Raw genomic sequence first — 23,469 nt, forward strand, 5'->3', positions numbered from 1 at the left:
GAATCCGGCCGGATCCTGACGCGAACCTCTTGATCAACAGGGTTGGGGGTGGGGGTGGGGGAGGGGGACAGGGTGGGGTGGCGGCCCCCCGTGTGGCCGCCGCCCGTTGTGGATCAGCCGTTCAGTAGGTCGTACGCCATTGCCGGTGCCTTCACGGCGGCGGCGCCGGTCGGCGCGGTGATCTTCGGCGCGCTGCCGTAGTCGGCGTACTTGACGACGTAGTCGTACGCCTTGGTCTTACCGGCGGCCGGCATCTTGAGCGTCAGCGACGCCAGGTGCTTGTCCGCACCGACCACGGCCGTGAACGGCACCTTCTTGCCCGCCTCGCCGAGGGCCGCCGCCTCGCCGTCCTCCAGCGCCTTCGCCGCCTCCCCGGCGCTCACGTCGATGAAACCGACGTACTGGCCGGGGCTCTTCTCCTGCACCTCGGTGGCCGCCTGGATCAGCGGACCCGCGTTGCCCTGGTCCACACCGTCGAACGTCGGGATGCTCGCGGCGTCGGTCAGCTTCGCGCGGTCCAGCTTCATCCACTTGTCGGGGAACTTCGGCAGGCCGGGACGGCCACTGAACTTCGCCTTCACCCAGTTCTGGTCCTTGATCACCAGGAACGACATCTTCACCACGACGCCGTCGTCCGGCGGCATGACCATGTTGATTTCGAATCCCTCGGACGCCGGGTCGATCCGACCGTCGATCGTGCTCGACGCGTCCTTGCCGCTGAACCGGAACGCCCCCTCGGTGCCGTCCGGGACGGCGGCGAGGAGCGCGTCCTTCGGACTGACGCTCGGGCTGGCGGACGGGCTCTTCGGTGGCGTCGCGGTGGGTTCGCTTGCCGCTCCGCAACCCGCGAGCAGGGTGGTCGCGGCCAGCACGGCGGCGACCGTACCGACCGTCCGTCGGATGGTGCCGGCGGTGCCCGTTGCCTGTGTCATCGCTTGTCTCTTTCTCGTTGCGTGGCTTCTGCCGACGACGATGCTGCCGGCCGGCACGGCGGTTCGGCTGCCGATATGCTGCCGTCCGGCTGCCGGGCACTGCCGTCCGGCGGTCCCGGGGGTGTCAGGAGCGAGAACGCGCATGTCAGGCCAACTGCGTTTCGAGATTCTCGGGCCTCAGCGGGCCTGGTACGCCGACCGGGAAATCGACCTCGGTCCGGCCAAGCAGCGGGCGGTGCTCGCCGTACTGCTGCTCGCCGCCGGCCGCCCGGTGTCCACCGGGCAGATTGTCGACGCGGTCTGGCCGGAGGACCCGCCCGCGAACGGTCCCAACGTCGTGCAGAAGTACGTGGCCGGGCTGCGCCGGGTGCTGGAACCGGACCGGTCTCCCCGTACGCCGGGACAGGTGCTCAGCCTGACCGATGCCGGCTATTCGCTGCGGGTGGACCCCGAGGCGGTCGACGCGGTCCGCTTCGAACGGGGCGTACAGGCCGTCCGCCAGCGACACACGAGCGGGCGTACGGACGAGGCGCTCGCCGAACTGGCCGCCGCCCTGGACCTGTGGCAGGGGGAGCCGTTCACCGGCTTCGCTGGGCCGATCTTCGAGGCGGCCCGGCAGCGGCTGGTGGAGTTACGCGCCGTGGCGTTGGAGACCCGGTCCGAGTTGACGCTGGACCTCGGACGGCACCGCGAGACGATCGGTGAGCTGGTGGAGTTGGTGGCCGAGTTCCCCGTCCGGGAACGGCTGCGACACCAACTCGTGCTCGCGCTGTATCGCAGCGGGCGGCAGGCGGAGGCGCTCGCCGCCTACCGGGAGTTCGGCGACCTGCTCCGCGAGGAGTACGGCATCGAGCCGGGTGAGGCGTTGCAGGAACTGCACCGGCGGATCCTGCGCTCCGACCCGACCCTGGCAGCGACCCCACACACCGCCGATCCTCAGGCGCAGCGCCACGCCGAACCAGAGGTGCAGCGCACCCCCGCACCGGGCCCGCAGCGCACCGTCCAACCACAGGCGCAGCGCACCGCCGCACCGGAGACACCGCAGCCGGCAGCCCCGGTGCCCGGACCGGAGGCTTCGCGGCCGGCGGCCACCCTGCCCGGACCGGCAACGTCGGTGGTCGCCCCCGTCGGTCTCATCCCCTCCCCGCCGGGCCCGGCATCGCCGTCCGCCCTGTCTGTGCCGCCTCCCCCCGCGTTCATGCCCCTGCCACCTCCGGCGGCCCCCACGAAGCCCGCTCGGCGGGAGACGCCGCGTTGGGCGAGCAGGACGGTGACGATCCTCGGGACGGTGCTCGTCCTGCTCTCGTTCGGCTGCCTGACCTGGCTGGTGATCCTGGCCTACGCGGGGTGGCGGCGGAGTTGGCGGCTCGCGCTCGCGGGCCTCGGTTACCTGGCACTGCTCGTCGTCGAGGTGGTCATGCTCGACGTCGAGAGTCCGGAAGCCGAGGTGCCCGGACCGCAGGCGGTGACCTTCCTCGGCCTGGCCCTCATCACCTGGCTCGCCGGGGCCGTGCACGTGGTGCTGCTCAGCCGTGGACTCTGGGCGGCGATCACCGGACGACCGGACAGTGCCCGCGGTCGCGCCGACGAGGAGCGGCGCATCCGCCGGGAGCACGCCCGCTACCTGCTCTACCACTACCCGGCGGCCCGTGCCGAGTTGGGACTCGGGCGACCCGACCTGCCCGGCACCTTCGACGACGGCGGTCTGGTCGACGTCAACGGGGTCCCGGAGCAGGTGCTCACGGCCCTGCCCGGTCTGACGGCCGAGCAGGGCCGGCAGATCGTGGTGGACCGCTGGCTGCGCGGCCCGTACGCCTCGATGGAAGAGTTCGCGTCGCGCTGCCTGCTGCCTCCCAGCGCGACCGAGCCGCTGCGCGACCTGTTGCTCTTTCTGCCCCCGGCGTCCCGGCCCGATGAGGCGCGAACGCGCGGATCGTGACCGGCGCCTCCCGCGCGGGCCGGGGTTCTGACGTACGACGCTGGTAGAAATGCCGGATGGGCGACGAGCGGGCGGCGGTACGGGAGCGGGCCGAGGCGGTGCTGCGCCGGCTGGCCGGTGAGCACGCCCGGCTGCGCGAGGACCAGTGGCGGGCCATCGAGGCGTTGGTCGTCGACCGGCGTCGGGTGCTGTGCGTGCAGCGCACCGGTTGGGGCAAGTCGGCGGTCTACTTCGTGGCCACCGCGCTGCTGCGCGACAGCGGGCAGGGTGGCGGGAGCGGCGAGCACGGCCCGACCGTCATCGTGTCGCCGCTGCTGGCTCTCATGCGTAACCAGGTGGAGGCGGCGGCCCGCGCCGGCATCCGGGCCCGCACGATCAACTCGGCCAACCTCGACGAGTGGGACGAGATCACCGCCGAGATCCAGGCCGGGGCCGTCGACGTCCTGTTGATCAGTCCGGAACGCCTCAACAACCCGGACTTCCGCGACGGCGTGCTGCCGAAGTTGGCCGCGACGACCGGTCTGCTGGTGGTCGACGAGGCGCACTGCGTCTCCGACTGGGGGCACGACTTCCGGCCGGACTACCGGCGGCTGCGTACCTTCCTGGCCGAACTACCCGAGCGCACGCCGGTGCTGGCCACCACGGCCACCGCCAATACGCGGGTCACCCAGGACGTCGCCGAGCAGTTGGGTGACGCGCTCGTCCTGCGCGGGACGCTGGACCGCGAGTCGCTGCGGCTCGGCGTGCTCGACCTGCCCAGTCCGGCGCACCGACTGGCGTGGCTCGCCGACCACCTGGACGAGTTGCCCGGCTCCGGCATCGTCTACACGCTGACCGTCGCGGCGGCGGGGGAGACCACCGAGTTCCTGCGCTCGCGGGGCTACCCGGTGGCGTCGTACACCGGCCAGGCCGAGGACGCCGACCGGCGCGCCGCCGAACAGGACCTGCTCGACAACAAGATCAAGGCGTTGGTCGCCACCAGCGCGCTCGGCATGGGCTTCGACAAACCCGACCTGGGCTTCGTCGTCCACCTCGGCGCGCCGCCGTCGCCGATCGCGTACTACCAGCAGGTCGGCCGTGCCGGCCGCGCCGTCGAACACGCCGAGGTGCTGCTGCTGCCCGGCGTCGAGGACGCCGCCATCTGGCGCTACTTCGCCTCGCTGGCGTTCCCGCCGGAGCAGCAGGTCCGGGCGGTGCTGGCCGCCCTGCACACCGACCGGCCGCTCTCCACCCAGGCCCTCGAACCCCTCGTCGACCTGCGCCGGGCCCGCCTGGAGCTGATGCTCAAGGTGCTCGACGTGGACGGCGCGGTCCGCCGGGTGCGCGGTGGCTGGCTCGCCACCGGCGAGCCCTGGGTCTACGACGAGGCCCGGTTGCGCCGCGTCGCCCAGGCGCGCACCGTCGAACAAGAGGCCATGCGGGAGTACGCGTCGACGGGCGACTGCCGGATGCGATACCTACGGGAGCGCCTGGACGACACCGGGGCGACCGACTGCGGCCGGTGCGACAGGTGTGCCGGCCCGCTGTTCGCGGCGGACGTGTCGACGGCCGCGCTCGCCGCCGCGCAGACGTTCCTGGGCCGGCCCGGCGTCCAGATCGCGCCCAAGAAGCTCTGGCCGACCGGGTTGGACGCGGTGGGCGTACCCCTCAAGGGCCGGATCGCCCCGGCGGACCAGGCGCTGCCCGGCCGCGCGGTCGGCCGCCTCTCCGACCTGGGGTGGGGTGGTCGGCTGCGGGACCTGGTCGGCCCGGAGTCGCCCGACGCGCCGGTGCCCGACGACGTGGCCGGCGCGGTGGTCGAGGTGCTGAAGGCCTGGGCGCACGGCGACGACCCGTGGCCCCGCCGGCCGGTGGCGGTGGTCGCCGTCTCGTCCCGCCGGCGGCCCCGGTTGGTCGGCTCCCTGGCGGAGCGGATCGCCGCCGTGGGCCGGCTGCCGCTGCTCGGCGCGGTCACCGCGACCGGCCCGGACGGCCCCGGCGGGCCGCGCGGCAACAGCGCCCAGCGGGTACGCGCGCTGCACGACGCCTTCTCCGTACCGCCCGAACTTGCCGATGCGCTGGCCGCGCTGGACGGGCCGGTGCTGCTCGTCGACGACCTGGTCGACTCGGGCTGGACGATGGCGATCCTCGCCCGGGAACTCCGGCGGGCCGGCGCTCCCGACGTGCTCCCGCTCGCGCTCGCCGTGGCCGGTTGAGTCGTCCGCGAGCGCCGGTCAACGGCGGCGGGCGGAAAGTTCCCGGGCCGGGCGGATTGCGACGGCCGCCACGCTGCCCCGGCGTCGACCGGAACCGACCGGGCACGGCGGTACGGTGTCGGGATGAGCTGGACGCCGGCGGTGCCTGACCAGGCGGGCGCGCCCCCGTCGGACGGGAGCGCCGTCGCCGCCGACCGGGCTGGCGGGCCCCCGTCGGAGGGGAGCCCTGTCGCCTCCGGCCGGGCGGGCGAGGCGTTGTCGGCCGTCTCGGCTCCGGGGGTTGCCGGTGCGGCCGACCGGAGCACGGTCCGGTTGGCGCTGGTGGTGGGTGGTCTGGTGCTCGCCGTCCTGCTCGGCTTCGGCCTCGGTCGCCTGAACGGCGGCACCAACGTCAACGGCGGCACCGGCCTCGGCGGCGGCACCACCGGCGGTACGGCGCTCACCCCCGACCACACCCACCCGGCGGGCACCGCGGCCCACGACCACGGATCCGTCACGGGCGCCGGCCAGGGCGCTGCTACCGAGCCGGGCGGTCTGTCGGTCAGCTCGGGCGGATACACGCTCGTGCCACTGGGCACCGAATTTTCCGTCGGCCGCACCGGGCAACTGCGCTTCGAGGTACGCGACGCGCAACGTCGACCGGTTACCCGCTTCGCCGTCGTGCACGACAAGCCGATGCACGTCATCGTGGTACGCCGGGACCTGACCGGCTACCAGCACCTGCACCCGACCATGACGCCGGACGGCATCTGGTCGGTGCCGGTGACCCTCCCGCAGCCCGGCGTCTGGCGGGCGTACGCGGACTTCACCGTGGTCGCCGACAACGGCGGCCAGAGCGCCGTGACCCTCGGCGTGGACCTGGTGGTGCCGGGCGCGTACCAGCCACGTCCGTTGCCCGCGCCGGCCACCTCGACGACGGTTGACGGGTTCACGGTCGGCTACCAGGGCAGTCCGCAGGCCGGGGTGACGGTGCCGCTGACCTTCCGGATCGACGGTCCGAGCGGTGGCGCGGCCCTGGAGCGCTACCTCGGCGCGTACGGGCACCTGGTGGCGCTGCGCGAAGGCGACCTCGGCTACCTGCACGTGCATCCCGAACCGGAGTTGGCCGACGGTCAGGTCAAGTTCTGGCTGACCATCCCCAACCCCGGCCGTTACCGCCTCTACCTGGACTTCCAGGTAGCCACCAAGGTCCACACCGCCGAACTAACCCTGACCATCCCCTAACCCCCCTCCCGCGCTGCGTTGATCATGACGTGTTGCCATTCGCCGGCGTGGCGTGGCAATAACGTCATGATCAACGTGGGGATCGGGTGGGGGTTAGCCGGCTCGGCGGGTGGGGCGGCGGGCCAGGTAGCGGAGGAGGTCGCGGATGTGGTGCTTCTCCTCGGCCGGGACGGTGGGGTCGGCCAGCCGGTCCAGGATGGCGCGGACGTCGGCGTCGACCGGGCCGTCGTCGCTGCGGCGTCGGGGCGTCGGGCCCGCGTCGGGCAGTCCGAGGGCCCGGAACGCGGCCGCCACCGGCAGATCCAGAGCGGCACAGAAGCCGCGTACCTTCGCCAGTTCCGGATAGTCCTGCCAGTCACCGGCGAGCCAACGGAACACGGTGGAGCGGCCCACGCCCGTGTGCGCGGCGAGATCGGTCACGGTCCACCCGCGCTCTTCGCGGGCGTCGTCGATGGCCCGCCGGACGAAGCGGGCGAAGGCCATCTGCGGTGTTACGTCTGCGGAACCCATCCGGTATGTCTTTCCCTCCCGGCCGAGCACTGGGAAGATGCGCCTCCGAGCGTAGTACGCCGAGGATCGGAAACCACTGACTGACCGCACAAACTGTCCCACGGATGAGACTCCACCTCGGGCAGTATTCGGACCGGTACCGAGCGATCATCATCGTTCTTCTACTAAGCTCGGTGCCCGTCCCGGCATGGCGCACGCGCGCCTGCCGCGTTCGCCCGGACCACCGCCGAGGAGCACCATGGCCGAATCGCGCCGTCCGCAGCCGTACCAGCCTGGTGCGGTGAGCCTCTTCTTCGTCGTCAAGGCCGGCGTCTTCGCCGCCGGGTGCTGGATCTGGCTGCTGGTCCTGGTGCTCCGCACCGACGCGGCGACCGGTGCCCACGTGCTGGCCGCCACCGGCGCGATCACCACCACGCTGGTCGCCGTGGTGCTGGGCGCCCGGATGGCGCTACAGCAGAACGCGGCCGTCCGGCACGCCGAGACGAAGAAGCTGCTCGTCGACATCTCCTGGAACGCGTTCACGGCCGCCGGCAACGCCGAGAGCTCGGGGAAGGTGGTGCCCTTCCCGAGCAGCCCGGTGGACGACGACCGCCCGACGCGCAACGGCGGGGACCGGGTGGCGGTCTTCGACCGATCCGGCAGCCGGGACCGGGGCGGCAACGCCGACCGCCGACGCTGACGCCGCTGCGAAGTCCCGGGCCTGCGGCAGGTCCAGCCCGCGAACCTAGCTGGCGGACCCCGTGTCGCCGGCCAGCAGGACCTCCAGCCGGGGCGTGACCTGCCACTGGTCGACCAGCTCGCGGTACTCCGTGTGCCGTGGGTCCGCGACACCGGTGTGGCGGGCGCGGATCAGCAGGTTGCGGGGGGTGTGCTGGGAGTCGACGAACTCCACCACCTCGGCCCGGTAACCGTGCGTCCGCAGCAACCCGGCGCGCAGCGCGTCGGTGAGCACGTCGGCGAAGCGCTCGCGCAGGATGCCCTGCCGGGTCAGCAACTCGTACGGCGCCGGGGTGGGCTGCCCGCGCAGCTGCTTGGCGAGGTCGTGGTGACAGCAGGGCGCGGCGAGTACCCAGCGGGCCTGCCAGCGCACCGCGCGGGCCAGCGCCTCGTCGGTGGCGGTGTCGCAGGCGTGCAGCGCCAGCACCAGGTCCGGGGCGGGTTCGACGACGGCCTCGGCGATCGTGCCGGCGACGAAGCTGACCTTGTCGGCCCAGCCCAGTCGCTGCGCCAGCTCGGTGTTGCGCCGGCGCTGGTCCTCCCGGACGTCCACGCCGACCAGCTCGACATCGAGCCCCCGGCCCGTCAGGTAGCGGTAGGCGGCGAACGTCAGGTAGGCGTTGCCGCAGCCGAGGTCGACCACCCGCAGCGGACCGGTCAGGTCGTCGGGCAGGGTCGCGGCCAGGGCCCGCAGGAACGCGTCGACCTGCCGTCGTTTCGCCGCCGAGCCGCCGATCTCGGCGAAGATCGGGTCGCCGGGATCGAGCAGGTACTCCTTCGCCCGGTCGTTCCCAGCCGGTGTCGTCGCCGGTCGGGCGGTCGCCGCGCGGTGTACCTGCGCCTCGCCGGACTTGGTCACCCGGAGCTGGAGGGTCGCGTCGGCGGTCTCCACGTGCCAGTTGCCGAAGGGCTCGGCCAGGAGCTCGTCGACCGCCGCGTCGGCCTCGGGACCGGGAGCGACATTGCGGGTGTACGGGCGTACGCCGTCGGAGGTGGTGACCTGAAGTCGGGGCCCGGCCTTGAGCGTCACCGGCCGCAGTTCGGCCCGCTCGACGGTGGGGCGACGGCCGCGACGGCGTCCCGCGGCGACCGCCCGGGTCAGCGCGGGGTCGAGCAGCAGCGCCCGAACCTCGGTCAGGGCAGCGTCAAGTGGTTGCGGCATCGTTCCAACTTCAGCAGGTGGGGTGGGAAGAAGGGAACATCCCCCGCACCGCGTGAGGCGGGGCGGGGGATGTCGGATGGATCTCGCTGCGTCAGTCCGCGGTCGCCTCGGCCGGCGTACCCTCGCCGGAACCGCCACCACGACGGCGTCGGCGGCGGCGGGGCTTGGCGGCCTCGCCCTCGGCGGCGTCGACGGACTTGGCCGGCGCCGCGTCGGCCGTGATCACCGCGGTCGGCTCACCGGTCACCGCCTCGCCGGCCCGGCGGCGACGCCGGCGGCGCGGGGTGCGGGTGGCCTCATCGCCAGCGGCGTCCGCAGGTGCTTCGGCGGCCGGCGTGCCGGCGTCGGCGCGGTCGCGGCGACCGTCGCCCCGACCACGGCGCTCGCCCCGGGCCTCGCCACGAACCTCACCGCGCCGGCCGCCCCGGCCAGCGCTGTCGCCCCGGCGCGAGCGGGTGGTGCCGCCGAGGTCTTCCTCGATCTCGGCGGACAGCCCGGCGCGCGTCCGCTCGGCCGTGGGCAGCGTGCCGCTGACCTCGGTCGAGATGTGCAGGTCGGTGTAGAGGTGCGGGGAGGTGTGGTACGTCTCCGGCGGCTCGGGCATCTCCAGACCGAGGGTCTTGTCGATGATCCGCCAGCGCGGCATGTCGTCCCAGTCGACGAAGGTCACCGCGACGCCGGTCGCCCCGGCCCGACCGGTACGACCGATGCGGTGGGTGTAGGTGTCCTGGTCTTCCGGGCAGTCGTAGTTGATGACGTGGGTGACGCCGGTGACGTCCAGGCCCCGGGCCGCGACGTCGGTGGCGACCAGGATGTCGATCTTGCCGGCGCGGAAGGCCCGCAGGGCCCGCTCCCGGGCACCCTGGCCGAGGTCACCGTGCACCGCGGCGACCGCGAACCCACGGAAGTCGAGATCCTCGGCGACCCGGTCGGCGGCCCGCTTGGTACGCGTGAAGATCATGGTCAGCCCACGACCCTCGGCCTGCAGGATGCGGGCCACCACCTCGACCTTGTTCATCGAGTGGGTGCGGTAGACCAGTTGCTGGGTCTGCGGCGACGGCCCGGTCTCGGCGGTGTGCCCGGCGTGGATCGTCATCGGCTGGCGCAGGAAGCGCCGGGACAGGGTGACGATCGGGTCCGGCATGGTCGCCGAGAAGAGCATCGTCTGCCGGTCTTCCGGAAGCATCGCCAGGATCTTCTCGACGTCGTCGAGGAAGCCCAGGTCGAGCATGCGGTCGGCCTCGTCCAGGACGAGCGCGCGTACCCGGTCGAGACGGAGGTGCTTCTGCTTCTGCAGGTCCATCAGTCGACCCGGCGTGCCGACGAGGATCTCGACGCCCTTGCGCAGCGCGTCGATCTGCGGCTCGTACGCCACGCCGCCGTAGATCGGCAGCACCCGGACGCCGCGCGTCCGGCCGGCGGCGGCCAGGTCCTTGGCGACCTGGATGCCCAGCTCACGGGTCGGGACGACGACAAGCGCCTGGGGGACGCCGTCGCCACCCTCGCTCGGCGCGAAGACCCGCTCCAGCAGCGGCACGCCGAAGCCGAGGGTCTTGCCGGTACCGGTGGGCGCCTGGCCGATGAGGTCGACGCCGCGCAGCGCGATCGGGATCGCGTACTCCTGAATGGCGAACGCGCGGGTGATGCCGGCCGCGGCCAGCGCCTCGACGGTCTCGTCGCGGGCGCCGAGGGCGGCGAAGGTGGGTGCCTCCGGTCGGACCGGGGCGGTGGGGGCCAGTTCCTGGCCGTCCATCAGATCTTGAGTCAGCTCGCTCATGTGGATGTGGGGGTGCCCTCTCGTGGGTGCGCCCCGTCATGTCCTCAGGGCGCGGTCGGTATGACGCGGGCCACACGGTCGGGGGCAGACTGCCGAGCCAGACCGGGCCGCACGCGCACCGCAGGCTGGACTTCGATCAGATCGGCGCCCGCGGCAACTGCTCTATGCTACCCGAACAGGCAAGCTCACGTCCCGATTCCCGGCCGGCCAGCCGCCACGCGGGGGGACTGAATGTGAACTGCGTCACACGCGGTAGCCTGCGCTCGTGTCCACCGCCGGTTCCGCCGTCCCCGACCTGCTCGGCCTGGTCGCCTTCGGTGAACTGCTCGCCTTCGAACGCATGGCCGCCGACGCGCGACTCGCGCCGGACCTGCGCCGCCGCGTCGAGCTGGACCAGATGGCCGCGGCCGAGATCGACAACTACCGCCGGCTCGCCGACCGGCTCGCCGCGCTCGGTGTGCCGCCGGAGGAGGCGATGGCGCCCTACGTGCGGCCGTTGCAGGCGTACCACGACTCCACCGAGCCGCGGGACTGGGCCGAGGCCGTCACCAAGGCGTACGTGGGCGACACCATCACCGACGACTTCATCAGGGAGATCGGCCACGCGCTGGACGGACCCGACCGGGCGCTGGTGCTCGACGTGCTGCACGACTCCCGGTACGCGGAATTCGCCGCCGCCGAGATCCGGCTGGCCGTCGCCGACGACCCACGGGTGGCCGGCCGGCTCTCCATGTGGGCCCGGCGACTGGTGGGCGAGGCCCTGTCCCAAGCCGGCCGCGTCGCCGCCGAACGCGCCACGCTCACCGTACTGATCACGCAGGCCGAGCGGATCGACGTGCCGGAACTCTTCGCGCGGCTCACCGCCGCGCACACCGCGCGAATGGCCACCGTCGGACTGAACAACTGAGCGCCACTGGTCGGGCGCGTTCACGCGGTACCGGCCCGCGGCAGGTGGCGCGACGCCGACCTGCCGCGACGGCCGGACCGGTCAGCGGACGGTGAAACCGACCGCCCGGGGCGACGCCTCGGCGATCTCGACGTAGGCGACCTTCTCGACCGGAACGATGACCCGCCGGCCCTTCTCGTCGGTCAGGGAGAGCGTGCCGCCGTTACCGGCGAAGGCGTCGGTCACGATCTGCTCGATCTCGGCCGGCGACTGCGCGCTGTCCACTACCAGCTCGCGTGGCGCGTACTGCACGCCGATCTTGACCTCCACTGTGCCTCCTCAACTGGGGCGAGAGAACCGCCCTGCGAAGGCTATCCGATCACGGGCCCGGCGGTCAGGCTGACTCACCTTGCAGCGGGAAGCTCGCGATGCCCCGCCACGACAGCGCGGCCACCAACGCCTCAGCTTCGGCCTTCGGCACCTGTCGGCCGCCGGCCAGCCAGAACTGTGCGGCCGTCTCCGCCGCGCCGACCAGCCCGGAGGCGAGCAACTCGGCATGCGACCGGCTCACGCCCGTGTCGGAGATGATGGTGTCGGTGATCGCCGCGATGCAGCCCTGCTCGACCCGCTCCACCCGCTGCCGTACCGCCGGGTCGTTACGCAGGTCCGACTCGAAGACGAGGCGGAACGCCTCGCTCTCGTGATCGACGAAGTCGAAGTACGCCCGGACCGACGCGCTGACCCGTTCCTTGTTGTCGCTGGTCCCCCGCATCGCCTCCTGCACCTGAGCGACGATGGCGTCACAGTGGGTGTCCAACAGCGCCAGGTAGAGGTCCATCTTCCCGGGGAAGTGTTGGTAGAGCACCGGCTTGGAGACCCCGGCCCGCTCGGCGATGTCGTCCATCGCCGCAGCGTGGTAGCCCTGCGCGACGAACACCTCCTGGGCCGCCGCGAGCAGCTGCTTACGACGCGCGGAGCGGGGCAGGCGCGTCGGCCTGCCAGCGGTCTGTGCGCCGTTCCCCACAGCCGTCATGGGATCCTCCGAGTTCTTCGTACGAGCCGCCATTTTCCCCCCAGACCGGGGCGGCCCCCGACCGCGTCGTGGAATTGGCCCGCCGCTGTAACTTATCGCCACTCTCCCCACACGGTAGCCTCAGCGAGGGCGACCAAGGAGCGCGCGGTGAGTGAAACAGGGCAACCCGGAGCCGCCACCCCGGGAGAGCACGGTGACGGAGCGGGTCAGCACGACGACCCGGGTCGTTCCGGCAACGGGTGGGCGCCCTCGACGGGCGGGTGGTCACCGTCCGGCGAGAGCGAAGCGGCCGGGGAGCAGGCGCCACGATGGCAGCCCGACCCTGCGTCCGGCTGGCGCAGCACCTCGACGAGGCACGGTGACCTGCCCGCGCCTCTGCCCGGGCTGCCCGGCGCCGCCGAACGGCCGGCCCGGGTCAACGGCCACCACCTGAACGGCGTCCACCAGGCCGAGGCCGAGGGTGACGGCGTGCCCGACGGCGCCCACCACGGGGACGCCGAGATCAACGGTGTGGGTGCGTCGTCCGGTCGGCAGACACCGGTCAGCGCGCCACCCGGACGGACCGCCGAAGACCGGCCCGACCTGGGCGCCGGCCGCCTGGCGGTGCCCGCCCAGCGCCCCGCGCCCCCCGCCGACCAGGGGTCGGGGGAGGCCGACAGCGGTAGTGCCCGGCACCTGACCGCCGACCCCACCGCGCCGCGTGCCGCCCGCTGGGCCGAACCCGGTGTGCCCGGCACCGCGCCCATCCAGGTGCCGCCCGTCGGCACGGCCGCCTCGGGCTTCGAGGTACCACCCGGACTCCACGCGCCGACCGGCGACCGCTCGACCGCCGACGACCGGGAGGCCGGGTCGCGCGCCCGCCGGGAAGCGCTCGCGCCGGAGTCGTCGGCCGGGTCGGGGCGCGGCGACGAGTCCGAGCCGGAACGCCCCGCCGCCGACCCCCGGCGCGTGGGCGAGCCCTCCTCCGTCGAGCCGGACTGGTCCGGGCCCAGCTGGAACCGCCCGAGCTGGGGCAGCGGGTGGGCGCCACCCTGGTCCCGGCAGGACGGCGAACCGTCCGACCAGCCGACGCGGGACGAGTCCGCGCCGGGTTGGGTCGCCGAGCCGAGCGTGCCGTACGAGCCGGTGCGGGCCGAGCCGACGCGTCCGTATGAGCCACTGGCCGCCGAGCCCCCCCGCGCGTACGACATCGCCACCGAGGCGGAGGCGGCCTCCGATCGCGGCCGGCCGTCGCGCCCGTCCTGGGCCGGCGAACGTCCGGCCACGACCCCGGCCAGCGTGCCGCCGGAGGCCCCCCGCTCCGAGCCGACCGAGCGCCCGGCCTGGGCCGGCGGGCCGACATCCGAGCCGGCCGGTACGCCCGCCGTGCCTCGTCCGTCCTGGGCCGCGCCGATATCGAGCGGCGTGTCGACCGACCCGCCACCCCGCGCGAATGCCTCGGACCCCACCCCGACCAGCGGGCCCGGTGCGCCCGCGCCCGCCGCGTCGGCGGCTGCCGAGCGTCCGTCGTGGGGCGGGGGTTCCGTGCCGACCAGCGGTCCGCCGGCTGCCGAGCGTCCGTCGTGGGGCGGGGGTTCCGTGCCGACCAGCGGTCCGCCGGCTGCCGAGCGTCCGTCGTGGGGTGGCGGTTCCGTGCCGACCAGCGGTCCGCCGGCTGCCGAGCGTCCGTCCTGGGCCGGGAGTCCCGTGCCGACCAGCGCCGCTCAGGTGGAGCCGACCAGCGGTCCGCCGGCTGCTGACCGTCCGTCCTGGGCCGGTCCGGCATCGGCCCTCCCGCCGCCGCGTCCCTCGTGGGCCGGCGAGCCGGACCCGGCTCCGACCAGCTTCGGGGCGTCCCGCCCGTCCTGGGCCGGTGCTCAGGCCTCCGACGGCACGCCCGCGCGCCCAACCTGGGCCGGCCCCGCGCCGGTGGACCCGCCAGCGCCGGTCGACCCGCCACCGGCGCCCGCCGGCCCACCGGCGACGGTGGTGGATGCGCCGTCGCAGAGCACGCCGTCACCGACGACGCCCGTCCGTCCGGCGGCCGAGCGTCCGTCCTGGGCAGGAAACTCGCCGACACCCGTGGCGAACGCGGCCGCCGAACGACCGGACTGGTCCGAGGGGCGCATCCCGGCGGCCTCGCCGGGCGATCGTCCGTCCTGGCCGGCCAGCCGGCCGGCGAGCCCCGCTCGTGGCAGCGACGCGGGCGAGGCGGCCCAGCCGGTCCGACCAACCGGGCCGTTCCGGCTTCGGCCGGCGAGCCCCGAGCCACCCGACCCATCGACCGTCGGGCCGGCCCCCACCGCCCCGACGGCAACCGGTCCGGCCTCGGCGACCGCCGGGTCGGGGCGACACGACCGGCCATCCGCGTCCGCCGCTTCCTACGCGGCCCGCCGATCCGCCCCGGAACCGGCGTCGCCGGCCGACGCCGCCGCCAGCGGTCGACGGCCCGACACGCCGGCGGTACTGCCGCAGCGCGTCCCCGCGCAACCGGACGTGCCCGTCGTGCCGGAGCCGCCAGCCGTGGAACCACCCGCCGAAACCCCCGAACTCGCGCGCATCGCCACCCACCTGCGCCGTGACGACGAGCCCGCTCCGTTGCGGGAACGTCCCGAGGGATTCGACGTCAACGCCATCCTGGACGCCGTCCGGGAGGTAGCCGGTGTCCGGGACGCGGCGCTGCGTCGTACCCCGGCGGGTGCGCACAGCCTCCGGCTGGACCTGGCCGACGGCGCGGATCCGGCCGAGGTGAGCCGACAGGTCGCCCGGCTGCTCCAGGAACGGATGGGCCTCGCCGCCGCACCGCAGAACGTGCCCGGCCTGCCTACCACGCCGCCCCCACCGGTACGCCGCCGCGCCGCCGAGACACGACCTGCCGAGCCCCGCTCGGGTGGCGCGAAACCCGCCAACGCGCGACCCGCCGAGGCCCGTCCCGCCGAGCCACGCAACAACGTCGCGGAGACGCGTATCGCCGAGGGCGGCAGCCCGGCGGCGGCCGCGCCGACGAGCCCCGAGCAGCGGACCGCCCTGGACGCCGCGCCCCGGCGGCGGACGGGCGCCCCGCACCGGGGCCGCGCCACGGTCGAGGAGCCCGGCTCGGTCTCGGGTGTGCCCGCCGGCGGAGCCACCGGCAGCCCGGCGACGCTCGGTACGTCGTACTCCGGTGGTCAGGTGACCACGACGGAGTCGGCGCCCTCCCGCCCGCTGGACACCGGCGGCGCGCCGGGGCCGCGCGTGGTCATCGACCACGTGCAGGTCAGCACCTTCGGCCTGGACGCCAATGTGGAGGTACGGCTGCTCGCCGGCGACGGCACCGCGGCCGGGTACGCGACCGGGCCGGCGGTGGACGGCTACGTGCTGCGGCTCTGCGCGGTGGCCGCCGCCGCGGCCGTCGACGAGCTGCTGCGCGGCACCGAGAACGCCGAGCGTGGCCGCTGCTTCGTCGAGCACGCGGCGGTGGTGCCGTTCGGCAACTGCGAGGTGGCCACCGTGGTGGTGCTGCTGGTCTGCGACGGCTGGGTCGAGCAGCTCGCCGGCTCGGCTCTGGTGGCCGGCGATCCGCGGCAGGCGGTGGTCCGAGCCACGCTGGCGGCGGTCAACCGCCGGCTGGAGGCACTACTCTCCTGAATGGTGCGAGGCAGACTGGAGGGATGAAGCGTGCCACCCTCTGGCCGGACCATCTCCTTGCCGACGCCGGTGTGCCGCCACCGTGGCCGGGCCGGGAGGTGCGCCTCGACGGCCAGGTCCTGTACGTGCGGGACACCCCCGCGACGAGCGCGGACGCGGAGCCGGCGCTGTTCGTGCACGGGCTCGGCGGCTCGTCGCAGAACTGGACCGACCTGGCCGGGCTGCTCACCGACCGGTTGGACGGCCAGGCCATCGACCTGCCCGGGTTCGGTCGCAGCGAGCCGGGACGGCGCTACACGATTCCGGCCTTCGCCGACCTGGTCATCAGGTGGATCGAGCACTCCGGTCGGGGACCGGTGCACCTGTTCGGCAACTCGCTGGGCGGCGCGGTCTCGGTCCAGGTGGCGGGGCTGCGGCCGGACCTGGTCCGCACCCTCACCCTGATCTCTCCGGCGCTGCCGTTCCTGGATTTCCGACGGTCGTTGCAGGGCAGGATGCTGCCGGTGCTGGCCATTCCGGGGGGTGAGCGGCTGGTCGCCCGGCGGTTGACCCAGCTCGCCCCGGAGATCATGGCCGAGCAGGTGCTTGAGGCGTGTGTCGCCGATCTGAGCCGCATCTGTGTGCAGCGCCGGGAGGAGGCGTTGGAGGAGATCCGGGTGCGGTACGAGGCGGCGCACTACGCGGCCGCGTACGTCCGGACGTTCCGGGGTCTGGTCTCCAGCTTCCTGCGGGCGTACCTGCCGGGGTCCGGGTCGCTGTGGCGGCTCGCCGGGGCGGTCCGCGCGCCGACGCTCGTGGTGGGGGGTCGGCAGGACCGGCTGGTCGACGTCCGGGTCGCGCCGCAGACCGCACGGGCCATCCCGGACAGCCGCCTGTTGATGCTCGACGGGGTCGGCCACGTGGCGCAGCTCGAGGTGCCCCGGCTGGTCGCCCGCGCGGTGGTGGGTCTGCTCACCGAAAAGGGGGACGCCGTCCGGCCGTCCGATCTGGCAGGCTGACCGGAATGTTCAGGTCCGCTCACCGTCATCGACGCTTCGCGCTGATCGCCCAGTTGGTGGCGGTGGTGCTGGCGATCGGCGCGGCAGTGACCGTGGTCGCCGAGGAGCGGGGCGAGCCGTCCGACCGGCTGACCGCCGAGGAGGCCGCCGCCCCGCCGCTGGTGGCGAGGCCGCTGCCGGGGTCGGTGAGCCCGTCGCCGAGCGCCACGGTGGCGGCGTCGCCGAGCGCGTCGCCGGTGCTGCGGATGCCCGGAGCGGTCCCGAGCGCCGGGACGGGCCGCTTCGAACACGACGACCGCTCCGGCCCGGTCCTGGGCCGCGCGGGTGAGCTGCGTCGTTACCGGGTGGCGGTCGAGTCGGGCAGCGACGAGGACGTGGCCGCGTTCGCGCAGGCCGTCCAGGTGGCGCTCACCGGACCGGGCAGCTGGGTCGACAGCGGTCGGCTGCGGTTGCAGCAGGTGCCGGGGGACGCTCCCCGGGACTTCACCGTCTACCTGGCGACGGCCCGTACGGCGGGCCGGATGTGCGCCGCGGGTGGGGTGGACATCCGGATCGACGGGCGGCCGTACACCTCCTGCCGCGCGCCCGGTCAGGTGATCGTCAACCTGGACCGGTGGCGGTTGTCGGTGCCGCACTACGTCTCGGCGCGCGTGCCGCTGTCGGTGTACCGGACGTACGTGGTCAACCACGAGGTCGGTCACCAGCTCGGGCACCATCACGAGCGCTGCCCGGGCTCGGGGCGTCCGGCGCCGGTGATGATGCAGCAGACCCTCTTCCTCAACGGGTGCCGGGCCAATCCGTGGCCGTACGTCGACGGTCGGCGCTACGCCGGGCCGGCACTCTGAGACGTATTGCGGCAATAGCAGCCAAAAGCGGAGAATTGCCCGAATAATCTGGCAGGCTTGGCGTCATGACGCCGTCGTCCCCTTACGGCCCGCCCGAGCCGCCCGACCCGCCGGCAGGGTCGGCGTACGAGGGCGCGCGTCCCAGTCTCGTGCGAATGCGCCGTCGCCGACGGCGCACTCTGCTGCTCGGTGTGCTCGTCCTCGCCACCGCCGGCGCCATCGGCGTGACCGTGGCGGGTGGCGGTGAGCCGCCGGCCGACGCGCCGCCCATCCCGACACCGGGCGGCATGGGCGTGGGCGGCGGGGAGGCCCATCCGGCGCCCAGCGACTACCCGTCGGTCGGCGCGGGACGGTTCACCGCCGCCGACTCCGAAACCGCGGTGCACGGCGAGGACGGACCGCTGCGCCGGTACCGCGTCGTGGTCGAGCGCGACAGCGGCCAGGACGCCGGCACGTTCGCGGCGCGGGTCGACGAGGTGCTGGCCGACCCGCGCAGCTGGATCGCCTCCGGCGAGCTGCGCGTGCAGCGGGTCGCCGACGCCCGGGCCGCCGACTTCACCATCTACCTCGCCACCCCGGTCACGTCAGAGCGGATGTGCGCCGAGGGCGGCCTGTCCACCGAGCGCTACACGTCCTGCCGGCTACCCGGCCGGGTGATCATCAACCTGGCCCGCTGGCAGGAGGCGGTGCCCGACTACGGCGCACCGCTGGAGACGTACCGCACCTACGTGATCAACCACGAGGTCGGCCACGAGCTCGGTGCCGAGCACGAGGCGTGCCCCGGTCCGGGCGAGCCCGCCCCGGTGATGCAGCAGCAGACGTACGGGCTGGAGGGCTGCGTGGCCAACGCCTGGCCCTACCTCGACGGCCGTCGCTACGCCGGCGACGCCATCCCCTGAGTTATTCCCGCTCCCGCATCGCGGACCACGTGTCCTCCCTCATGGCCGAGCGGGGCCCCGGCGAGCAACAATGGCGCGGTTCACACCGCCGATCCCGGGGAGTCCACCGTGTCGTTGCCCCCGCTCGTCGAGCCCGCCGGCGAGCTGACCGTTGACGAGATCCGCCGCTACTCACGCCACCTGATCATCCCGGACGTCGGGGTGGCCGGTCAGAAGCGGCTGAAGAACGCCCGGGTGCTCTGTGTCGGCGCCGGTGGCCTCGGCTCGCCGGCCCTGTTGTACCTGGCCGCTGCCGGGGTCGGCACGCTCGGCATCATCGACTTCGACACCGTCGACGAGTCCAACCTCCAGCGCCAGGTCATCCACGGCGTGTCCGATGTCGGCCGCTCGAAGGCCGAGTCCGCCGCCGCGTCGATCCGCGAGATCAACCCGCTGGTCAACGTGGAGATCCACAACACCGCGTTGGACCGGGAGAACGTCCGCGAGATCTTCGCCCAGTACGACCTGATCGTCGACGGCACCGACAACTTCGCCACCCGCTACATGGTCAACGACGCCGCGGTGCTGCTCGGCAAGCCGTACGTCTGGGGTTCGATCTACCGGTTCGACGGGCAGGCGTCGGTGTTCTGGGCCGAGCACGGCCCCTGCTACCGCTGCCTCTACCCGGAGCCGCCGCCGCCCGGCATGGTCCCCTCCTGCGCCGAGGGTGGCGTGCTCGGCGTGCTCTGCGCGTCGATCGGGTCGATCCAGGTGAACGAGGCGATCAAGCTGCTCACCGGCATCGGCGAGCCGCTGGTGGGCCGGCTCATGGTCTACGACGCCCTGGAGATGGAGTACCGCAAGATCAAGGTTCGGAAGGACCCGAACTGCGTGCTCTGCGGCGAGAACCCGACCGTCACCGACCTGCTGGAAGACTACGAGGACTTCTGCGGCGCGGTCTCGGTCGAGGCCCAGGAGGCGACGCTCGACTCGACCATCACCGCCCTGGAGCTCAAGGAGTGGCAGGACGCCGGCAAGGACATTTTCCTCGTCGACGTGCGGGAGCCGGCCGAGTACGAGATCGTGCGGATTCCCGGCGCCACCCTGATCCCCAAGGGCGACATCATCTCCGGTGAGGCCCTCGCGAAGCTGCCGCAGGACAAGCAGATCGTGCTGCACTGCAAGTCCGGCGTCCGCTCCGCGGAGGCGCTGGCCGCGCTCAAGGCCGCCGGCTTCAAGGACGCCGTCCACGTGCAGGGCGGCGTGCTCTCCTGGATCAAGCAGATCGACCCGTCGCTGCCCGCGTACTGACCGGTGAAGCCGGGGCGGCCCTGTCGTCCCGGCTCCGACCCGTCGCGTCAATCGACGCAGATAGCTCCGACCAGACCCGCGCACCGAGCGACGCAGCCATTTCCGGCTGGCCGATTCCCCGAGGCGGGATCGTGTCTGCGCAGGTAGCGTCTCCGCCGTGGTCGACTTGGAAGCCGCGATCGGGTTCGTCGTGGCGCACGGGGACGCGGTGGAACGCGCCCGCCTCTCCTGGCTGCGCAACGGCACGCCCGCCCCGCCGGAGCTGTTGGACGCGGCCGAGGTCGGCCAGTCACCCGACGGCGGCTGGCCGGCGACCTGGGGCGGTGAGGTGGCCTCGGTCGACGCCACCTGTTTCCGGCTCGGCGAGCTGGACGACCTCGGTGCGCTGGGTCGTCCCGCCGCCCGCCGGGCGCTCGACTGGTTGGCGTCTCGGCAGCAGCCCGACGGCGGTTGGGACGAGGACCTCTCCCTGGCCGGCTCGGCGCCCGAGTGGGCCCGACCCGGTGACCCCGAGGCCAAACTCTTCCTCACCGCCAACGCCGGCTTCTGGCTCACCGTCGCCGGCCTGGACGCCCGCGCCTCAGGTCCGCTCGATCACCGGGTCGGTGGGGCGTACGCCGGTGTGGTGCAGGCCGCGGCGCAGTCGATCGTCGCGCGGCTGCGCCCGGACGGGACCTGGCCGTCGTTCCTCGCCGCCGGCTGGCTGAGCGCGGCAGTACTGCACCGCCAGGACATGTTCCAGGAGTCGGCGCGGATCCAGGTGGTGCTCGCCGAACGGATGGCCACGATGTCAACGGGCGACGTGGCATGGCTGGCGGCCACGCTGCGCCGCGTCGGCATCGACTCCCACGACTGGGTCATGGTGCGCGCCCTGCGGCGGCTCGGCGAGACCCAGCGCAGCGACGGTGGGTGGGAGAGCGACGACGGTCACCAGTTCGACGTGCACTCCACGCTGTCCGCGATCCGGGCCTGCCGGCCGGGCGATCAGCGCACGTGACCGTCGCCGGTGACGACGTACTTGGTGCTGGTCAACTCGGGCAGGCCCATCGGCCCCCGGGCGTGCAGCTTCTGCGTGGAGATGCCGATCTCCGCGCCGAAGCCGAACTCGCCCCCGTCGGTGAACCGGGTCGACGCGTTCACCATCACCGCCGCCGCGTCCACCCGGGCGACGAACTCGCGGGCGGCGGTCGTCGAGTCGGTGATGATCGCCTCGGTGTGTCCGGTGCCGAAGCGGCGGATGTGCGCGACCGCCGCGTCCAGCGAGTCGACCACCGCCACCGAGATGTCGGCCGACAGGTACTCCGTGGCGTGGTCCTCCTCGGTGGCCGGGACGACGGCCGCCGAGTGGGCGACCACCTCGGGGGAGCCGTGCACGGTCACGCCGGCCTCAGCGAACGCGGCCAGCATCGGCGGTAGGAACGCGTCGGCGACGTCCACGTGCACCAGCAGCGACTCGGCGGTGTTGCAGGTGGACAGGCGCTGCGTCTTGGCGTTCAACGTCACCGCGACGGCCTTGCCCAGGTCGGCGGCGGCGTCGACGTAGACGTGGCAGTTGCCCACCCCGGTCTCGATCACCGGCACTGTCGACTCCTCGACCACGGTGCGGATCAGCGACGCGCCACCGCGCGGGATGAGCACGTCGACCAGCCCGCGAGCCCGCATCAGCTCCTTGACCGAGTCGCGCGAACTGGCGTCGAGCAACTGCACCGCGTCCGCCGGCAGACCGGCCCCGGCGACCGCGTCGCGCAGCACCGCTACCAGCGCGGCGTTCGAGTGCGCGGCCGACGACGACCCGCGCAGCAGCGCCGCGTTACCGGACTTGAGGCAGATCCCGGCGGCGTCCACCGTTACGTTGGGCCGCGCCTCGTAGATGATGCCGACCACCCCGAACGGCACCCGGATCTGGCGCAGTTCCAGCCCGTTGGGCAGGGTCGATCCGCGGACCACCTCGCCGACCGGGTCGGGCAGCGCGGCCATCTCACGCAGCGCTCCGGCGATGCCGGCCACCCGGCCCTCGTCGAGGGCGAGCCGGTCCAGCACGGCCGCGCTCAGCCCGGCTTCGCGCCCGGCCGCCAGGTCCGCCTCGTTGGCGGCGAGGATCTCCGGGGTACGCGTCACCAGCGCGTCGGCCATCGCGACCAGCGCGGCATCCTTGACGGTACGGGTGGCCACGGCCAGTTCGGCAGCGGCGTCCCGCGCCCGCTTCGCCTGCTCGACGACGCTCATCGGTCACTCCTCGCGTTAGGAAGGGCCCCTTGTACAACGCTAGGCGTTAACAAGGTGCCCTTGCTTACAGCAGTACGAGGTCGTCGCGGTGGACGACCTCCCGTTCGTACGCCGGGCCGAGCGCCGCGGCGAGTTCGGAGGTGGAACGGCCGAGTAGGCCGGGCAGCTCCACCGCGTCGTAGTTGACCAGGCCACGGGCTACCGGCGCACCGGCGTCGTCGACCAGGTCCACGGGGTCGCCAGCGGTGAAGGTGCCGTCCACGGCGGTGATGCCGGCCGGCAGCAGCGACTTGCGCCGCTCCACGACGGCGGCCACCGCGCCCGGGTCCAGGTGCAGGCGTCCCCGGGGCGAGGTGGCATGGGCCAGCCAGAACAGCCGGGCCGTCGGCCGTTGCCGCTGCGGGTGGAACAGCGTGCCGACCGGCTCGCCGGCCAGCGCCGGGGCGGCCAGGTCGGCGGAGGTGAGCACCACGGGGATGCCGAAGCCGGTGGCGATCCGGGCCGCCTCGACCTTTGTCACCATGCCGCCGGTGCCGACGCCGGACCGGCCGGCGCCGCCGATGGAGATTCCGGCGAGGTCCTCCTCGTTACGGACCTCGGCGATCCGCACCGACTGTGGACGGGTCGGGTCGCCGGTCCAGAGCGCGTCCACGTCGGAGAGGAGCACCAGCAGGTCGGCGTGCACCAGGGCGGCCACCAGGGCGGCCAACCGGTCGTTGTCGCCGAACCGGATCTCCTCGGTGGCGACCGTGTCGTTCTCGTTGACGATCGGCACGGCCCGCAGGTCGAGGAGTTTGCGCAGGGTGCGGTACGCGTTGCGGTAGTGCGCCCGCCGGGTCACGTCGTCGACGGTGAGCAGCACCTGCCCGACGGTGCGGTCGTGCCGGGCGAAGCTGGCCGCGTACCTGCCGATCAGCAGGCCCTGGCCGACGCTGGCGGCGGCCTGCTGGGTGGCCAGGTCGCGCGGACGTCGGGTCAGACCGAGCGGGGCGAGGCCGGCGGCGATCGCGCCGGAGGAGACCAGCACGACCTCGCGTCCCTCGGCGCCGAGCCGGCCCAGGGTGTCGACGAGCGCGTCGACCCGCTCGTCGGCGAGACCGCCGGTGGCGGTGGTCAACGAGGAGGACCCGATCTTGACGACGATCCGCCGAGCGGCCGTGACTGCGTCGCGCACCCGCCCATTCTGCGTGGTCACGCCCGCGTGGCCCGGTGGCGTTCCCATATGGTGGC

At 73.5% G+C, this 23,469-nt stretch carries 18 protein-coding genes and 1 pseudogene; 11 read left to right on the forward strand and 8 right to left on the reverse strand.

Annotated features, from left to right (window positions below; genetic code table 11):
* Nucleotides 1-113: 113 nt before the first annotated feature.
* The gene (locus AB0J36_RS29405) at nucleotides 114-932 is read right to left on the reverse strand and encodes a hypothetical protein (RefSeq protein WP_363661410.1); all 819 of its coding nucleotides are present in this window, start codon (nucleotides 930-932) and stop codon (nucleotides 114-116) included.
* Between the two features lie 142 nt (nucleotides 933-1,074).
* Between AB0J36_RS29405 and AB0J36_RS29410 the strand changes: the two genes are divergently transcribed.
* The 3 genes from AB0J36_RS29410 (at nucleotide 1,075) to AB0J36_RS29420 (ending at nucleotide 6,290) form a co-directional block, all read left to right on the forward strand.
* The gene (locus AB0J36_RS29410; RefSeq protein WP_357395690.1) at nucleotides 1,075-2,871 is read left to right on the forward strand and encodes a BTAD domain-containing putative transcriptional regulator; all 1,797 of its coding nucleotides are present in this window, start codon (nucleotides 1,075-1,077) and stop codon (nucleotides 2,869-2,871) included.
* 56 nt (nucleotides 2,872-2,927) lie between these two features.
* Entirely contained in the window at nucleotides 2,928-5,066 is a 2,139-nt protein-coding gene (locus tag AB0J36_RS29415) for a DEAD/DEAH box helicase (protein WP_357395693.1), read from the forward strand.
* Nucleotides 5,067-5,189: 123 nt separating this feature from the next.
* A complete protein-coding gene (locus AB0J36_RS29420; protein ID WP_357395696.1) occupies nucleotides 5,190-6,290 on the forward strand; it encodes a hypothetical protein in 1,101 nt (366 codons plus the stop codon).
* Nucleotides 6,291-6,383: 93 nt separating this feature from the next.
* Here the strand turns inward: AB0J36_RS29420 and AB0J36_RS29425 are convergent, their stop codons facing one another.
* Nucleotides 6,384-6,800 carry a helix-turn-helix domain-containing protein gene (locus AB0J36_RS29425; RefSeq protein WP_355053372.1) on the reverse strand — a complete coding sequence of 139 codons (417 nt, stop codon included), beginning with the start codon at nucleotides 6,798-6,800 and terminating at the stop codon, nucleotides 6,384-6,386.
* A gap of 238 nt (nucleotides 6,801-7,038) precedes the next feature.
* On the opposite strand from AB0J36_RS29425, the gene AB0J36_RS29430 reads away from it, so the two are divergent.
* Nucleotides 7,039-7,479, forward strand: a complete 441-nt coding sequence (locus AB0J36_RS29430; RefSeq protein ID WP_357395699.1) for a hypothetical protein — start codon at nucleotides 7,039-7,041, stop codon at nucleotides 7,477-7,479.
* Between the two features lie 45 nt (nucleotides 7,480-7,524).
* Here AB0J36_RS29430 and AB0J36_RS29435 read toward each other — a convergent pair whose 3' ends face one another.
* Together AB0J36_RS29435 and AB0J36_RS29440 are read right to left on the reverse strand one after the other, a co-directional pair.
* The gene (locus tag AB0J36_RS29435) at nucleotides 7,525-8,679 is read right to left on the reverse strand and encodes an SAM-dependent methyltransferase (RefSeq protein WP_363661411.1); all 1,155 of its coding nucleotides are present in this window, start codon (nucleotides 8,677-8,679) and stop codon (nucleotides 7,525-7,527) included.
* 91 nt (nucleotides 8,680-8,770) lie between these two features.
* A complete protein-coding gene (locus tag AB0J36_RS29440; protein WP_363661412.1) occupies nucleotides 8,771-10,456 on the reverse strand; it encodes a DEAD/DEAH box helicase in 1,686 nt (561 codons plus the stop codon).
* Between the two features lie 265 nt (nucleotides 10,457-10,721).
* On the opposite strand from AB0J36_RS29440, the gene AB0J36_RS29445 reads away from it, so the two are divergent.
* Nucleotides 10,722-11,363 carry a ferritin-like fold-containing protein gene (locus tag AB0J36_RS29445; protein WP_363661413.1) on the forward strand — a complete coding sequence of 214 codons (642 nt, stop codon included), beginning with the start codon at nucleotides 10,722-10,724 and terminating at the stop codon, nucleotides 11,361-11,363.
* An 81-nt stretch (nucleotides 11,364-11,444) separates the two neighbouring features.
* On the opposite strand, the gene AB0J36_RS29450 is transcribed toward AB0J36_RS29445, so the two are convergent.
* Both AB0J36_RS29450 and AB0J36_RS29455 read right to left on the reverse strand, forming a co-directional pair.
* The gene (locus AB0J36_RS29450) at nucleotides 11,445-11,672 is read right to left on the reverse strand and encodes a DUF3107 domain-containing protein (RefSeq protein WP_179781071.1); all 228 of its coding nucleotides are present in this window, start codon (nucleotides 11,670-11,672) and stop codon (nucleotides 11,445-11,447) included.
* A gap of 64 nt (nucleotides 11,673-11,736) precedes the next feature.
* On the reverse strand, nucleotides 11,737-12,375 hold the full coding sequence (locus AB0J36_RS29455) for a TetR/AcrR family transcriptional regulator (protein WP_355053367.1): 639 nt from the start codon (nucleotides 12,373-12,375) through the stop codon (nucleotides 11,737-11,739).
* 147 nt (nucleotides 12,376-12,522) lie between these two features.
* Here AB0J36_RS29455 and AB0J36_RS29460 point away from each other — a divergent pair, with 147 nt between their 5' ends.
* From AB0J36_RS29460 to AB0J36_RS29485, 6 genes and pseudogenes are all read left to right on the forward strand, one after another.
* Nucleotides 12,523-15,981 carry a hypothetical protein gene (locus AB0J36_RS29460; protein WP_363661414.1) on the forward strand — a complete coding sequence of 1,153 codons (3,459 nt, stop codon included), beginning with the start codon at nucleotides 12,523-12,525 and terminating at the stop codon, nucleotides 15,979-15,981.
* Nucleotides 15,982-16,004: 23 nt separating this feature from the next.
* The gene (locus AB0J36_RS29465) at nucleotides 16,005-16,979 is read left to right on the forward strand and encodes an alpha/beta hydrolase (RefSeq protein WP_357174298.1); all 975 of its coding nucleotides are present in this window, start codon (nucleotides 16,005-16,007) and stop codon (nucleotides 16,977-16,979) included.
* 5 nt (nucleotides 16,980-16,984) lie between these two features.
* On the forward strand, nucleotides 16,985-17,824 hold the full coding sequence (locus AB0J36_RS29470; protein ID WP_357174301.1) for a DUF3152 domain-containing protein: 840 nt from the start codon (nucleotides 16,985-16,987) through the stop codon (nucleotides 17,822-17,824).
* Nucleotides 17,825-17,979: 155 nt separating this feature from the next.
* On the forward strand, nucleotides 17,980-18,723 hold the full coding sequence (locus AB0J36_RS29475) for a DUF3152 domain-containing protein (RefSeq protein WP_357134142.1): 744 nt from the start codon (nucleotides 17,980-17,982) through the stop codon (nucleotides 18,721-18,723).
* A 41-nt stretch (nucleotides 18,724-18,764) separates the two neighbouring features.
* Nucleotides 18,765-20,013: pseudogene (gene moeZ / locus AB0J36_RS29480) on the forward strand (adenylyltransferase/sulfurtransferase MoeZ).
* Nucleotides 20,014-20,119: 106 nt separating this feature from the next.
* On the forward strand, nucleotides 20,120-21,010 hold the full coding sequence (locus AB0J36_RS29485; protein ID WP_357395800.1) for a prenyltransferase/squalene oxidase repeat-containing protein: 891 nt from the start codon (nucleotides 20,120-20,122) through the stop codon (nucleotides 21,008-21,010).
* Here AB0J36_RS29485 and AB0J36_RS29490 read toward each other — a convergent pair.
* Entirely contained in the window at nucleotides 20,998-22,239 is a 1,242-nt protein-coding gene (locus tag AB0J36_RS29490; protein WP_357134140.1) for a glutamate-5-semialdehyde dehydrogenase, read from the reverse strand. The genes AB0J36_RS29485 and AB0J36_RS29490 overlap by 13 nt on opposite strands.
* A gap of 64 nt (nucleotides 22,240-22,303) precedes the next feature.
* Complete coding sequence (gene proB, locus AB0J36_RS29495; RefSeq protein ID WP_357134138.1) at nucleotides 22,304-23,461, reverse strand: glutamate 5-kinase; 1,158 nt, start codon at nucleotides 23,459-23,461, stop codon at nucleotides 22,304-22,306.
* Nucleotides 23,462-23,469 lie beyond the last annotated feature (8 nt).

The sequence above is a fragment of the Micromonospora sp. NPDC049662 genome, from assembly GCF_040675055.1.
Lineage (GTDB): Bacteria > Actinomycetota > Actinomycetes > Mycobacteriales > Micromonosporaceae > Micromonospora.

Coding starts and splice junctions, on each gene's coding strand:
- AB0J36_RS29405 (WP_363661410.1), bottom strand. CDS start 932: ATGACACAGGCAACGGGCACCGCCGGCACCATCCGACGGACGGTCGGT.
- AB0J36_RS29410 (WP_357395690.1), top strand. CDS start 1,075: ATGTCAGGCCAACTGCGTTTCGAGATTCTCGGGCCTCAGCGGGCCTGG.
- AB0J36_RS29415 (WP_357395693.1), top strand. CDS start 2,928: ATGGGCGACGAGCGGGCGGCGGTACGGGAGCGGGCCGAGGCGGTGCTG.
- AB0J36_RS29420 (WP_357395696.1), top strand. CDS start 5,190: ATGAGCTGGACGCCGGCGGTGCCTGACCAGGCGGGCGCGCCCCCGTCG.
- AB0J36_RS29425 (WP_355053372.1), bottom strand. CDS start 6,800: ATGGGTTCCGCAGACGTAACACCGCAGATGGCCTTCGCCCGCTTCGTC.
- AB0J36_RS29430 (WP_357395699.1), top strand. CDS start 7,039: ATGGCCGAATCGCGCCGTCCGCAGCCGTACCAGCCTGGTGCGGTGAGC.
- AB0J36_RS29435 (WP_363661411.1), bottom strand. CDS start 8,679: ATGCCGCAACCACTTGACGCTGCCCTGACCGAGGTTCGGGCGCTGCTG.
- AB0J36_RS29440 (WP_363661412.1), bottom strand. CDS start 10,456: ATGAGCGAGCTGACTCAAGATCTGATGGACGGCCAGGAACTGGCCCCC.
- AB0J36_RS29455 (WP_355053367.1), bottom strand. CDS start 12,375: ATGACGGCTGTGGGGAACGGCGCACAGACCGCTGGCAGGCCGACGCGC.
- AB0J36_RS29465 (WP_357174298.1), top strand. CDS start 16,005: ATGAAGCGTGCCACCCTCTGGCCGGACCATCTCCTTGCCGACGCCGGT.
- AB0J36_RS29470 (WP_357174301.1), top strand. CDS start 16,985: ATGTTCAGGTCCGCTCACCGTCATCGACGCTTCGCGCTGATCGCCCAG.
- AB0J36_RS29475 (WP_357134142.1), top strand. CDS start 17,980: ATGCGCCGTCGCCGACGGCGCACTCTGCTGCTCGGTGTGCTCGTCCTC.
- AB0J36_RS29490 (WP_357134140.1), bottom strand. CDS start 22,239: ATGAGCGTCGTCGAGCAGGCGAAGCGGGCGCGGGACGCCGCTGCCGAA.
- proB (WP_357134138.1), bottom strand. CDS start 23,461: ATGGGAACGCCACCGGGCCACGCGGGCGTGACCACGCAGAATGGGCGG.